11 protein-coding genes are annotated in these 13,176 nt (G+C 53.8%); 4 read left to right on the top strand and 7 right to left on the bottom strand.

The window, feature by feature from the left end:
- Window positions 1–66 precede the first annotated feature (66 nt).
- Window positions 67–1,614 carry a BglG family transcription antiterminator gene (locus KI228_RS15650; RefSeq protein ID WP_054175929.1) on the top strand — a complete coding sequence of 516 codons (1,548 nt, stop codon included), beginning with the start codon at window positions 67–69 and terminating at the stop codon, window positions 1,612–1,614.
- Here KI228_RS15650 and nagA read toward each other — a convergent pair.
- The 5 genes from nagA to mgrA form a co-directional block, all read right to left on the bottom strand.
- Window positions 1,607–2,818, bottom strand: a complete 1,212-nt coding sequence (nagA, locus tag KI228_RS15645) for an N-acetylglucosamine-6-phosphate deacetylase (RefSeq protein ID WP_061069809.1) — start codon at window positions 2,816–2,818, stop codon at window positions 1,607–1,609. The genes KI228_RS15650 and nagA overlap by 8 nt on opposite strands.
- Complete coding sequence (locus KI228_RS15640) at window positions 2,811–4,163, bottom strand: class-II fumarase/aspartase family protein (protein WP_044258406.1); 1,353 nt, start codon at window positions 4,161–4,163, stop codon at window positions 2,811–2,813. The genes nagA and KI228_RS15640 overlap by 8 nt, the downstream gene beginning before the upstream one ends.
- Window positions 4,164–4,179: 16 nt before the next feature.
- Complete coding sequence (locus tag KI228_RS15635; RefSeq protein ID WP_044258408.1) at window positions 4,180–5,739, bottom strand: PTS transporter subunit EIIC; 1,560 nt, start codon at window positions 5,737–5,739, stop codon at window positions 4,180–4,182.
- 126 nt (window positions 5,740–5,865) lie between these two features.
- Window positions 5,866–6,195: a DUF2502 domain-containing protein YpeC gene (gene ypeC / locus KI228_RS15630; protein ID WP_042999931.1), complete on the bottom strand. Its 330-nt coding sequence runs from the start codon at window positions 6,193–6,195 to the stop codon at window positions 5,866–5,868.
- Window positions 6,196–6,309: 114 nt separating this feature from the next.
- The gene (gene mgrA, locus KI228_RS15625; protein WP_061069810.1) at window positions 6,310–7,320 is read right to left on the bottom strand and encodes an L-glyceraldehyde 3-phosphate reductase; all 1,011 of its coding nucleotides are present in this window, start codon (window positions 7,318–7,320) and stop codon (window positions 6,310–6,312) included.
- A gap of 181 nt (window positions 7,321–7,501) precedes the next feature.
- On the opposite strand from mgrA, the gene KI228_RS15620 reads away from it, so the two are divergent.
- Window positions 7,502–9,157: an alpha-keto acid decarboxylase family protein gene (locus tag KI228_RS15620; protein WP_044258410.1), complete on the top strand. Its 1,656-nt coding sequence runs from the start codon at window positions 7,502–7,504 to the stop codon at window positions 9,155–9,157.
- Here the strand turns inward: KI228_RS15620 and KI228_RS15615 are convergent, their stop codons facing one another.
- Entirely contained in the window at window positions 9,158–10,393 is a 1,236-nt protein-coding gene (locus KI228_RS15615) for an ion channel protein (protein WP_044258412.1), read from the bottom strand.
- A gap of 204 nt (window positions 10,394–10,597) precedes the next feature.
- On the opposite strand from KI228_RS15615, the gene glk reads away from it, so the two are divergent.
- Both glk and KI228_RS15605 read left to right on the top strand, forming a co-directional pair.
- Window positions 10,598–11,563, top strand: a complete 966-nt coding sequence (gene glk / locus KI228_RS15610) for a glucokinase (RefSeq protein WP_042999936.1) — start codon at window positions 10,598–10,600, stop codon at window positions 11,561–11,563.
- 205 nt (window positions 11,564–11,768) lie between these two features.
- A complete protein-coding gene (locus KI228_RS15605; RefSeq protein WP_042999937.1) occupies window positions 11,769–12,308 on the top strand; it encodes a DUF2058 domain-containing protein in 540 nt (179 codons plus the stop codon).
- A 7-nt stretch (window positions 12,309–12,315) separates the two neighbouring features.
- Here KI228_RS15605 and KI228_RS15600 read toward each other — a convergent pair whose 3' ends face one another.
- On the bottom strand, window positions 12,316–13,014 hold the full coding sequence (locus KI228_RS15600) for an RluA family pseudouridine synthase (protein WP_044258416.1): 699 nt from the start codon (window positions 13,012–13,014) through the stop codon (window positions 12,316–12,318).
- Window positions 13,015–13,176 lie beyond the last annotated feature (162 nt).

Below are 13,176 nucleotides of genomic sequence, written 5' to 3'. Positions count from 1 at the left end.
CAGGTCACGGTTTTAGTCCTGGATTTCCGTTATCCTGCATCTTGCATTATCCACTGGCGAGCGTTCATGAATCACTTTGATCTCTCTTTCCTGAAGTATTTACAGGATAACAGCCCGCTGTCGATTGACGAGGCGGTTCAGCGTTTCGGTAAGACTCTCTCCACGCTAAAACGCACCATGAAAGAGCTCAATGAACTCTTGCCGGAAGACGTCCAGCTCCATCAGGATAATCAGTTTATTACGACCCGGATTGGCTATAGCGAATACCGGCAATTTTTAGCGCGTATACGTTTTAATCGCTATATCACTACGTCGGAAGAGCGTGTGAGGGATCTCCTCGTGGCGCTCTGTTTGCATGATGTGGTGAATAAAAACGAGTACTACAAAAAGTTTTATGTCAGCGCGGGGACGGTCAAAAATGATAATCCCGTGATGTTGCGTCTGGCGCAAGAACACGCCCTGACGGTACAAAGCATCCCACGTACCGGGTCGCGGCTTGTCGGCGATGAGTTCTCGTTGCGCCTGGCGGTGTGCATGTTAATACTCAAAACCGTTGAGATTGGTAAACACCACCAGTTGATAGCCCATCAGGCGAATGAGCCCGTCAGTCGTTCGATTGCCGATCAGTTTCTGAGTGAATGTGCTTCGGAGATTACCCAGGCTGCACGTTGCTATGAAGACGTTATCCGGCCGATTAACACGCTGGGTTACAACGGTCGGAAATACCTGCTGGTGTATTTGAGCCTCGCGTTACATCGCATCCGCCGGGGACATGTAATCAAAGAGAGTACGACGACGCCGTTTTTGACGACGTTCCCTTTTGAGGCCATGACCAATCCGCAGGAAAACCGCTGTCTGGATCTCCTGATTGCTTCGCTGACGTTTACGTATCGCCCTTTCACCTTATATGACGCCAGCCTGGTGGCGCATGTGAAACGGACCTGTGAACGTTTAGCCGCTAGCCTGAACAACACCATTCACAATCAGCATGCCTGGTTTGCCGAGGTTTATCACTTTATCTATGCCGCCATCATCCAGAATAAATTTCATCTCTGGTTTGATGATAAAAAACTGCATAACGTCCAGAATCGTTACCCTGAACTCTGGGACGACGTTCAGTCTGCGGTGAGCGAGATTGAAAAAGGCTGGCAAACGACGTTTTCCGCCATTCATCTGGCGACACTGGTGTTGATCACGAAAAAATATGAGCTTAAAAACCGGGTAGTGAGTGAGCCGAAAAAGCGGGTCATTATTGTGACGAACTCTTCGGAAAGTAAGGTCGGGTATTTCAAAGAGGTCCTGTCCTCACGTTTTCATATCGATATCCCGGTATGTATTAATATCAATGAGATTGAACAGCTCCAGTCACGTGAGTTTGATCTGTTGATCACCTTTACCAATAAGATCTCAAGCCATTTGCGGTATGCCGGACTGGATTACGTCAAAGTTAACTTCTGGCTAACGCAGGATGACTTCCAGTTGCTTCGTGAGCGGGGACTTGCCTCCGCGCGCAAAAAAATACCGGCTGAGCAGTTTGTTCAGCAGGTACAGGGTATGAGTCCCGAGGCGCTCAGGGATTTCCTCGAACGCCATTATGGTGATGTGTTTATTTAGCCAGCGGTTGTAAGACGCCGCGACACCAGACGGCTTCAAGATCTAACGCCTCATCAAGGACAAGAATATCGGCATCTTTTCCGGGCGTCAGGCTGCCCTTACGCTGTTCAACACCGGCGAGAATCGCCGGATTCAGGCAGGCAATCTGCGCTACGGAAACCCAACTATTCTCCAGACGACCAACCACATTTTTCACTGAATCCAGAAAGCTCATCTCCAGTGTGCAGACGTCCGCCCAGTCATCAGGCGAGACCGTGCGGATATTGCCGTGGCGATCGGTAATTTCCAGAAGATGATGGCGAATACGAAACGTCTCCTGACGCAGGTAATGGTGAAATTCAAACCCTTCCGGGAAATCCACATATCCCAGACAGTCGCTGACCATGACCAGACGACGATCTTTTTTCAGACGATAGAGAATATCGAACACTTCCGGGCGTAGGGTGATGCCGCTTTGTTTTGCCACTTCGGCGAAGGTGTCCTGGTGGTACATTAGCGCGCCGACAACGCCTGGCTCACGATGATGTAATCCGCGCATGGCGCTGAAGGCGTGGGTAAAGTGACATAGCCCTGCTTCAATCGCCCGGGTGGTTTCGTCAAACGTCGCGTCGGTATGCCCTGCGGATACCGTGACGCCAGCCTGGCGCAAATGACGGATCAGCGGCAGCGCATCCGGCAACTCTGGCGCCAGCGTCATTAAACGAATATGCCCCCGTGCAGCCTGCTGATAGCGTTCAAAGCCTTCAATGCTGGGGAGCTGAATAGACTCCTTGCGCTGCATCCCGCTGTATTTGGCATTGATAAACGGTCCTTCCATGTGAATGCCGACGGCTTCAGCCCCGTCTTCTGCTTTCGCGTGCGCAATCCAGTCGGCGGCCGTGGTCAGACTCTCCAGTAAGAACGCGTCCGGCTGGGTGGCGGACGTAGCAAGCCACGCGGTGACCCCGGCATTGACCAGATCCCGGCTCATCGCCTGTAAAGAGTGACGCTCCCCCTTCCAGGCAAACGAACCTCTTCCCCAACCGTGGACGTGGATATCGACAAAACCCGGCATCAGCATCGCATGTTGGTAATCAACCACCTGGCCGCGAGGAGAATTATCCAGGCCAACAATCTGTCCCTGTTTGATATGCAGATAACCGCGTTGTATCCCGTCGGGTGTGATGATTCGGTCGCTTGCCAGAGAGAGCAGGGGGTCAGACATCCTCTTTCTCCCATACGCGCGATGCCGTTTCGGCGGCGATCTCCGCACACAAACCGAGGTAGTGGGCGGGATCGAGCAGGGCGTCGATTTCTGTATCGCTAAAATGCTGGCGAATCAGGGGGTCGGCGCGCAGCACGTCGGCATAGGGCAATCCCTCGTGGGTGCTGCGCATCGCCAACTGGTACACGCGCTCGTGCGCCGCGTCTTTGCCTAACCGCTCCACCAGTTGCATCATGATTTTTTCGCTATTGATCAAGCCATGGGTTAAGTGGACGTTCTGGCGCATACGTTCAGGATTAATCACCAGCGTACGGGTCAACTCTTCCGCGCGCATCACGATCTCCGCCATCAACTCCATGCTTTCCTGAATATTTCCGTCGAAGATAAAGTAGGCTGAACTGTCTGCTTCAAATGGGCGAGGGCTGACATACAGGCAGGAAGTGAGCACGGAATACAATTTTTGCGCGTTGGCGATAATCCCTTTAGCCAGTTTGGGGTTCACTTTTTGCGGCATAGTGCTGCTGCCAACCGTTCCTTTGGTAAACGCTTCAGAGACTTCAGCGAACTCTTCGCTGGAAGTCTGATACACCTCTTCGGCGATTTTATGCAGCGTGGTGGCGAGCAGGCACAAATTGCTGATGTATTCCGTGCGATAAACGCGGGAGTTACGCGAAGGGATCGCCATGGAGTGCATTCCCAACCGTTGTGCGACGCGATCCTGCACCCGACGTCCAGTTTCGCCAGTGGCGTGAAACGCCCCCACAGCCCCCCCCATCATCACCGTGAAAACGCGTTTTTCTGCTTCCTGCATGCGCTGTTGGGCGCTCAACAGTTCGTCAATCCATACGGCAGCTTTATAGCCCCAGGTCACCGGTAAGGCATGCTTACCGTGGGTGCGACCTGGCATCAGGGTGGCCTGATGATCGGATGCCATTTTCGCCAGGTTGCGCAGAATATCGTTCACAAAGCCCTGCATGATGTCATCGAACTGCTTTGCCAGGTAAAGCTGTGCGGTTTGCTGGATATTCTGGGTGGTGACGCCATAGTGCACATACTTCCCGCTTTCGCTGTCGCAGGCTTTGACCAGTACTTTGATCACCGGGACAAAGCCGTGGCCGATCTCGCGGAGCAGGCGTTCCATTTCTGTCAGGTCGATTTTATCGACGCGACAGTTGGCGGCAATATTTTCTGCCGCACGGGTGGGAATCATCCCGTATTCAGCCTGTGACAGCGCCAGGGCAGCTTCGACATCTAGCCAGGACTGGACCCGCGCAGGTTGAGCGAGCAGCGTTTTCATTCCCCGATCGTCGATGGTTTTACTTTTTGAATCATACAATGCGCGCATTCCTGTCTCCTTAAGCTTATTTCGCGCCGACAAGGCGGTCATCTACCGCATTGCGGACAAATTCGACGTGTGGGCCAAAGACCACGTGGACATGGTTGCTGGAGGGGATAAAGGTACCCAGCGATCCCGATTCTTTCAGCACGGTCATGTCCATTTTTTTCTGATCCTTTACATCGACACGCAAACGCGACACACAGTTTTCAACATGTTTAATGTTGTCGGATCCGCCTAGCCCCTGAATAACCAGTTCAGCGACCTTGTCGTACTCTTTATTATTCAGCAAGGTACTGTCTGACGTTTCACTTTCGCGTCCCGGCGTTTTTATATCAAAGCGAGCGATCGCGAAGCGGAAAACGACGTAGAAAACGACAAAGTTAATGGCGCCAAGAAGCAGTAAATTTACCCAGTGCGTCTGTTCATACATCAGACCAAAAATACCGAAGTCGAAGATCGTGCCGCGAATATAGCCGATGGACACGTCCAGCATTTGCAGTGGAATAGTCAGCAAGCCGCAAAGTATGGCGTAAACAATAAAGAGCTGTGGAGCAATAAACAGGAAGGAAAACTCCAGCGGTTCGGTGATATTCCCCAGCATGGCGGTGAGCACCACGGTCAGAATCATCCCTTTGGCAAATTTCTTATTCTTAAAATAGGCCATGTGATACATCGCCAGCCCAATCGCTGGCACGCGGAACAGCGTGGTGAGCATTTGCGATGACGCCAGATAACTGGTGAGCGTCGGCATATATTCCTTCCAGGCAGGATGGGAAGGGCCAAGCTCAAACAGGATCTTATTAATCGCAGGCAAAATGCCGACGTACGTTTGTCCGTCAATGAGATAGGTACCCCCAGCCGCGGTAAAGCGGACGGTAGAACTCAGGACATGGTGTAAACCAAATGGAATTAACAGACGGTTGAGCGTCATGTAAATCCCGGCACCGATATTAGGAGCCATCATAATGGTTGAAATGGCGCGCATACCGGCAGTAAACAGATCCCAGATAAAAGGGATAATTAACCCCACGGGAATCGAAAAGGCGATAGCCAGAATCGCTACGGATTTCTTACCGCTGAAAAAAGCAAAGGCGAGAGGAAGTTGCAATCGGTAAAACCGGTCGGTGACTTTGGCCGCCAGTAGCCCGGCAATAATGCCGCCAAGCGCTTCGATTTTCAGCGTCTGAATACCGAGTACCATTCCTTGCCCAACGAGCGCCAGCTCATCTTTTGCCAGTGTACCCGCCAGTTTGAGGTGAACATGCATGGCGATAAGTAGCGTCAGATAGGCCACCACGGAGGCAAAAACCGCAATCCCTTTCTCTTTTTTGGACATGCCGTACGCCACACCCATCGCGAATAATAACGGGATATTGTTGAATACGACGCTACTGATTAATCCCAGTGAAGAAAGAATGGCTTTAAATATATCGTTCCCGAGAAACGGGAGTTTTTCTATCATATAGCTCTGGCCTAACGCAGAGCTAATTCCCATGACCATCCCCACGGGCGCCAGTACGGCAATCGGCAATAACAGCGATCGACCGAATGTCTGAATTTCATTCTTAAAATTAGCATTCATAAGTTAATCCTGACGTGAATTCTCATGAGGATAAGATACGTTCAGGATATTTTTGCTCAAGGGCAAATGGTGCAGGATAAAAAGCGCAGGATTTGACCATAAAAAAAGAGCCCGAAGGCTCTTTTTTTAATGATGGTGACCGTGGCCTTTTTTCCCGCGCCCGCGATGGTCGTCGCGATCGCGCCAGCCTTCCCGGTATCCGCGCTCGTAAGCATTACGCTTATCCCAGCCACGGTGATAGCCATTGTCATGTCGCCACCAGCGATTTTTACGCCATTCATAATTGCGATGCCAGTAGTCACGGTCACGCCAGTGTCCGCCGTCCCAGTAGTTACCGTAATTATCGCGATCGCCAATTTGTAATTTTATCGATGGCAACAGGGTGATTTCGCCCGCGTTTGCGGCAAGCGGTGTAAAAGCCAGTAGGGCTGCCGCCAGAATCAGTGACCTGAACATTCTTTATCTCCTTCACGATCGAAGCCGTAGTCGGCCTGTTAACGTAATATTACGGGGCCGTAAAGCCCCATTTCATCGCCTTAACTCTTAAATCATGAATGAGAGCACGAATTGCTAAAAACGCTGCTCACGCTTACTGTTCAGAATGTTGTCGATATCGGCGCATTCCTGGTCAGTGAAATGACGATTGGCCAGCATGCCGACCGCATCCTCAATCTGCGAGGTTTTACTGGCACCAATCAGGACCGAGGTGATGTTATCGTCGCGCAGTACCCATGCAAGCGCCATCTGCGATAATTTTTGTCCGCGCTTTTCAGCCATTGCATTGAGCTGGCGAACGGTTTCCAGCTTTCCGGCGGTAAGCTGATCAGCATTCAGAAAACGGCTTCCGCTTGCCGCTCTGGAATCAGCCGGGATCCCGTTCAGATAGCGATCGGTGAGCTGTCCACCCGCCAGCGGGGAAAAGGCAATGCTGCCCACCCCTTTTTCCTGCAACATCGTCAGCAGTTCCTCCTCCACCCCGCGTTCAAACATCGAATATTTAGGCTGATGGATCAGGCATGGCGTGCCCAAATCATTGAGGATATCGATAGCTTCACGAGCGCGATCGGCCGGGTAATTGGATATCCCGACATACAGCGCTTTCCCCTGGCGTACGAGGTGATCGAGCGCTTGCATTGTCTCCCGCAGGGGCGTTTCAGGATCGGGACGGTGGTGGTAGAAAATATCTACGTACTCCAGCCCCATTCGCTTCAGGCTTTGATCAAGACTGGCAATCAGATACTTGCGGGATCCCCAGTCGCCGTAAGGGCCGTCCCACATGGTATATCCCGCTTTGGTGGAGATAATGAGCTCATCGCGCCACGGTAAAAAATCTTCCTGCAGGATGCGGCCAAAGTTGCATTCCGCTGAACCCGGCGGGGGACCGTAGTTATTGGCGAGGTCGAAGTGGGTAATCCCCAGATCAAATGCGCGCTGAAGCAGTGCCCGGCTGTTTTCCATCAGGGTGGTATCGCCGAAGTTATGCCACAGGCCAAGCGAGATGGCGGGTAGCTTCAGGCCGCTCTGACCGCAGCGGCGAAATGCCATTCTCTGATAGCGATTTTCATCAGGCTGGTAAACCATTGTCTTCCCTCGCAGTGAATTCAGCTCCCCAGTGTATACGTTTACACTGGTGATTTTTCAATGACATTTTCACTCGGGAGACTGTAAATCCTGCTTTCCACCCTCATCGCCGCCTCTTTCTGGACAGCCCCGACGCTTCTTCAATACTCAACATGAGGTTACCGTCAGAAGGAAAGCTGTCATGCAAACCCCTTACACCGTTGCGGATTACCTGCTCGACAGAATTGCCGGGTGCGGCATCGGGCATCTGTTTGGCGTGCCGGGTGATTACAATTTGCAGTTTCTTGACCATGTGATCGACCATCCGCATGTGCGCTGGGTCGGGTGTGCCAACGAGCTTAACGCTGCCTATGCGGCGGACGGTTATGCCAGGGTCGCCGGGTCCGGAGCGCTGCTGACTACCTTTGGGGTCGGGGAACTCAGTGCGATGAATGGCCTGGCGGGCAGCTATGCGGAATATGTCCCCGTTCTGCATATTGTTGGCGCCCCATGTAGCGGCGCGCAGCGTCGGGGAGAACTGATGCACCACACGCTGGGCGACGGCGATTTCCAACACTTCTACCGGATGAGCCAGTCCCTGTGTGCGGCCAGCGCTGTGTTGGATGCGCAAAACGCCTGTCATGAGATTGACCGTGTACTGAGTACGATGTTGACTGCCCATCGCCCGGGTTACCTGATGCTGCCTGCTGATGTGGCGAAACGTCCCGCGTTGCCCCCTTCAGCGGAACTGATCCTCTCTGCACCGGAATCGCAGGGGAGCGTGGTGACGGCATTTCGCTACCATGCCCGACAAAAGCTGATCAACAGTCCCCGCGTGGCGCTGCTGGCCGATTTTCTCGCCCACCGTTTTGGTCTACAACCGGTCCTGCAACGCTGGATGGCCGAGACGCCTATCGCCCACGCCACGCTGTTGATGGGAAAAGGACTTTTCGATGAACAACAGCCGGGATTTGTCGGCACCTATAGCGCGGGGGCCAGCAGTGACGACGTCCGTCAGGCGATAGAAGAGGCGGATACGACGATTTGTGTGGGTACCCGATTCGTCGATACGCTAACGGCTGGCTTCACCCAGCAACTGGCGCTGGAACGCACAATTGAGGTGCAGCCGCAGGCATCGCGGGTGGGAGGCATCTGGTTTAGTGGACTGTCTATGGAGCAGGCGGTTACCACGTTACGTGAGTTATGCCTGGAACTCTCCATTGCGCCGCCGCCCGTTAAACCTGCGACCGTACAGCTGCACATCGAACGAGGTCCACTGACCCAGGAGAACTTCTGGCATACCGTGCAGCAGGCGCTGGCACCCGGCGATCTGATCCTGGCCGATCAGGGAACGGCGGCATTTGGGGCCGCGTCCCTGTTGTTGCCTACGGGGGCGGAACTGATTGTCCAACCGCTCTGGGGATCGATAGGCTATTCGCTGCCCGCCGCGTTTGGCGCGCAAACGGCGGCGCCTGAGCGTCGGGTTATCCTGATAACCGGCGACGGCGCGGCGCAACTGACCATCCAGGAAATCGGCTCCATGTTGCGCGACGGGCAAACGCCGGTAATTCTGGTACTCAACAACGACGGCTACACCGTCGAGCGAGCTATCCACGGGGAGAAACAACGGTACAACGATATTGCTTCCTGGAACTGGACGCAGATCCCTCGGGCATTCAGCCTTGCGGATCAGGCTGAATGCTGGCGGGTGACTCAGGCCATCCAGCTCGAGGAAGTTCTGGCCCGGCTGGCACGTCCACAACGGCTCTCGCTGATAGAGGTCGTGCTGCCAAAAGCCGATTTACCCGTGTTATTACGTAAGGTCACCCAGGCGCTGGAGTCGCGTAACAGCGGATGACTATTTGTCCTCCCGGTTGGCGACCATCATGGGTTTGCCCGCCAGCAACAGCCAGGCCGGAAGCATCACAATACACAGCAGCGGCAGCAGGGTGGTATCCGGTACCACCACAGCAGCCATAAACAGGCTAAGCCAGCCGTCACGGGTGACGACCAGCACCAGGCCAAGAATAGCGCAGGAGACGGTAATCGCGGCCGGAACGGCTTCAACGTGGGCGTGCAGCATCAAACCTAATGCCACGCCGATAAACACGGCCGGGAAGATCCGCCCGCCGCGAAAACCACTGGCCGCAGCAATGACCAGCGCAGCGAGTTTTATCACCGCGAGCATAAAAAAATCTGTGGTGCCGAGCGTCTGACTGAACGCCATTTGCTGCATTTCATCCAGACCTTTAAACAGCGTCAGTGGTCCACCCATCACGCCGAGTAACCCTAACAGGAAACCTCCAACGCCGAGGATCAGCACCGGATTCTTCAGGCGATGCAGTAAAGCGTGCAGCCGGGGTAAGCACCAGACCGCCACCATCCCCGCGGCAATAGCAATCGCCGCCACCACGGCTCCGGAGAAAATGTCCACGATGCGCATCTGGGTGTAATGGGCGATCGGGAGCGAGAAATGCGGGTGAAAAAACAGGCTGGTGGTCAATGAACCTGCCGCCGCCGCCATTAACGGCGCAAAGAGGCGATCCCACAAAGGGGTATCGTTAGAGCCACTCAGGGTTTGCGAGAAAATCAGCGCGGCGGCGACCGGCGTGCCAAACAGGGCGCCGATGGTGCCGGCCGAGGCCAGAATGGTCCAGTCGAGGGCGCCAATCCGTGGGAAAAACCGACGCCCCAGCGCAACGGCTAGCGCGATGTTAACGGCCATAATCGGATGTTCGGGACCAAGGCTGACGCCACCCGCCAGACCCAGCACCAGTGCGATGATAAGGCCTGGCAATGCAACAGGAGAAATGGGTGCGCCGATCAGCGGTTCGGTGGCCGGATCAGGGCCAGCGTGCCCGGTGCTGTAACGAATCACCAGCCCCACCAGAACCCCGGTTAACGTCAGGGTGAGCATGATCCAGAGCGGGGAATCGGCGGCAATCCCCACACTTCCCGGCAGACGTTGCCAGAGTATGCTCTGTAAGATGGAAGCAAACTTCATGACCACAATCAGGACTAAACTGGATGCAACCCCCAGAATCAGCGCGGGGATCGACAATAACAACATGGTTCTGGCTCGCGGATGGAGCATGTTTTTTTCCTTAATACCGTGTCTTACGTTCAGTTTGCCGCGTCAGCCAGATGGCATCGCTGCAAATGGTGCTGAAACGATAAAGTTATTGTGTGACCTGGATCGATATTTTCAGGGGACTCGCTTTTCTGAGATTGTTGTTATGCCCCCGTATATTTACAGTGTGGCAAAGACTTATTTTGACTTTAGCGGAGCAGTAGAAGAATGACAAAGTATGCTTTAGTAGGTGATGTCGGCGGCACCAACGCTCGTCTTGCTCTGTGTGATATCGACAGTGGTGACATCTCGCAGGCTAAAACCTATTCCGGTCTGGACTATCCCAGTCTGGAAGCTGTCGTGCGTGTTTACCTCGATGAGCACAAGGTGAAAGTGGACGCGGGCTGTATCGCGATCGCCTGTCCGATTACGGGTGACTGGGTGGCTATGACCAACCATACCTGGGCGTTTTCTATTGCGGAGATGAAAAAAAATCTCGGTTTCAGTCATCTGGAAATCATTAATGATTTCACTGCGGTGTCGATGGCGATCCCGATGCTGAAAAAAGAGCATTTGATCCAGTTTGGCGGCGCGGAACCGGTTGAAGGTAAACCTATCGCAGTGTATGGCGCGGGCACCGGTCTGGGGGTATCGCATCTGGTTCATGTTGATAAACGCTGGGTTAGTCTGCCGGGCGAGGGTGGTCATGTCGACTTCGCGCCGAACAGCGAAGAAGAGGCGATCATCCTGGAGGTCCTGCGCGCTGAGATTGGTCACGTCTCTGCAGAACGCGTGCTTTCTGGTCCTGGTCTGGTGAATTTGTATCGTGCAATCGTCAAATCTGACGGACGTCTGCCAGAAAATCTGCAGCCAAAGGATATTACCGAACGTGCGCTGGCCGACAGCTGCACGGACTGTCGTCGCGCGCTGTCGCTGTTCTGTGTGATTATGGGGCGCTTTGGCGGCGATCTGGCGTTAACGCTGGGCACCTTTGGCGGCGTCTACATTGCCGGTGGTATCGTGCCGCGCTTCCTGGAGTTCTTCAAAGCCTCGGGGTTCCGTGGCGGTTTTGAAGATAAAGGTCGCTTTAAGGCCTACGTTCAGGATATTCCGGTGTATCTGATTGTTCACGATAACCCCGGTCTGCTCGGTTCCGGCGCGCATTTGCGCCAGACGTTAGGCCAGATTCTGTAAGTCTCGTTCCACAGGAAAACCGCGTGTCCCACGCGGTTTTTTGGTCTCTGCTCTCTGCGTCGCACGGGTTCACAGTTTATGACCAGGCGGCATCCGTAACCCTGTCCGAGCATAACGAGACCCGTAAACCACGTCCACCAACTGGTATCGTCGCAAAAATTGCAGGTATAATCTCAGACATCATTCCACAGGTTTATAAGTAAAGATGACGAAACTTACCTTACAAGAGCAGATGCTAAAAGCGGGTTTAGTAACCAGCAAAAAAATGGCGAAAGTCCAGAGAACGGCTAAAAAATCACGCGTGCAGGCTCGTGAGGCAAGAGAGGCAGTTGAAGAGAATAAAAAGGCACAGCTTGAGCGTGACAAGCTGCTCAGTGAGCAGCAAAAGCAGGCGACGCTGGCGAAAGAATTTAAAGCCCAGGTAAAGCAACTGATTGAAATGAATCGTATCACTGTCGCAAAAGGCGACATTGGCTTTAACTTCACCGATAACAATCTCATCAAGAAAATCTACGTCGATAAACTGACCCAGACGCAGTTGATTAACGGACGTCTGGCGATTGCGCGTTTGTCTACCGATAACAGCGCCGAGAGCGAATACGCGATTATCCCGGCCAGCGTCGCCGATAAAATTGCGCAGCGTGACGCAACCAGCATCGTATTGCACAGCGCGTTGAGTCAGGAAGAGCAGGATGAAGACGATCCGTATGCTGATTTTAAAGTGCCTGATGATCTGATGTGGTAAGTCGTATTCAGAACGGCGCGGCGTGATGCACGTTGATGCGCTCCCCGCTAATGGGGTGAGTAAAGCGTAATTCGCTGGCGTGTAGCATCAGCCGTGCGGTTTGTTCTGTACCGGGCAGCAGGCGACCGCCATACAGGTCGCAACCCAGAATAGGGTGCCCCAACAGCTGGCAGTGAATACGTAGCTGATGCGTACGTCCGGTCTCCGGCGTGAGCTGGACCCGCGTCAACGGCAGTATAGTTCCGTCGTCCTGCGGTTGGTTAATTCGTGCGACGACCTGATAACGTGACCGCGCGGGTTTGCCATTGACCGGGCTAATTGACATCAGCGGGAACCGTGCCGGATCGTTGGCTATCGGCGCATCAATCACTCCTTCGTCAGCGTTCAGATGTCCGCAGAGCAATGCGCTGTAGACTTTACTGACGGTGCGCTGGCTGAACTGGTGGCAGAGGGCGGCATTGACGGCCTTATTACGCGCCACGACCATCAGTCCGGACGTGCCGAAATCCAGACGGTGGACCAGCGTGCAGCCAGGATATTGCTGAACCAGCCGATAGTGTACCGAATCGAGATTTTGTGGATTTTTCCCTGAAAGACTGAGCAGCCCGCTGGGTTTATTGATCAACAGCAGGTGATCGTCCTGATAGAGCGTCTCTATCTCGTCGTTGCACGGTGGGGCAATAAAGGTATCAATAATCGTAGACATCAGGCTGCCCGACGGGAAAGTGGGTGCGGATGATAACCCATTTTCAGCCGACCGGCGAATGACGGCGGCTTTACTTTCTCTCGCGTCGCTAAAATTAATCATCCAGACTTAAGCCAAAGACGTGGCCTGCGCAGGCAATGTGCTTTACACTGCGCGCTGCAA

The organism is Citrobacter amalonaticus (assembly GCF_018323885.1).
Lineage (GTDB): Bacteria > Pseudomonadota > Gammaproteobacteria > Enterobacterales > Enterobacteriaceae > Citrobacter_A > Citrobacter_A amalonaticus.
Note: the sequence above shows the minus strand (reverse complement) of the source record. Positions and strands in the feature narration are given on the sequence as shown.

Coding starts and splice junctions, on each gene's coding strand:
- KI228_RS15650 (WP_054175929.1), top strand. CDS start 67: ATGAATCACTTTGATCTCTCTTTCCTGAAGTATTTACAGGATAACAGC.
- nagA (WP_061069809.1), bottom strand. CDS start 2,818: ATGTCTGACCCCCTGCTCTCTCTGGCAAGCGACCGAATCATCACACCC.
- KI228_RS15620 (WP_044258410.1), top strand. CDS start 7,502: ATGCAAACCCCTTACACCGTTGCGGATTACCTGCTCGACAGAATTGCC.
- KI228_RS15640 (WP_044258406.1), bottom strand. CDS start 4,163: ATGCGCGCATTGTATGATTCAAAAAGTAAAACCATCGACGATCGGGGA.
- ypeC (WP_042999931.1), bottom strand. CDS start 6,195: ATGTTCAGGTCACTGATTCTGGCGGCAGCCCTACTGGCTTTTACACCG.
- KI228_RS15600 (WP_044258416.1), bottom strand. CDS start 13,014: ATGTCTACGATTATTGATACCTTTATTGCCCCACCGTGCAACGACGAG.
- mgrA (WP_061069810.1), bottom strand. CDS start 7,320: ATGGTTTACCAGCCTGATGAAAATCGCTATCAGAGAATGGCATTTCGC.
- KI228_RS15605 (WP_042999937.1), top strand. CDS start 11,769: ATGACGAAACTTACCTTACAAGAGCAGATGCTAAAAGCGGGTTTAGTA.
- KI228_RS15635 (WP_044258408.1), bottom strand. CDS start 5,739: ATGAATGCTAATTTTAAGAATGAAATTCAGACATTCGGTCGATCGCTG.
- KI228_RS15615 (WP_044258412.1), bottom strand. CDS start 10,393: ATGCTCCATCCGCGAGCCAGAACCATGTTGTTATTGTCGATCCCCGCG.
- glk (WP_042999936.1), top strand. CDS start 10,598: ATGACAAAGTATGCTTTAGTAGGTGATGTCGGCGGCACCAACGCTCGT.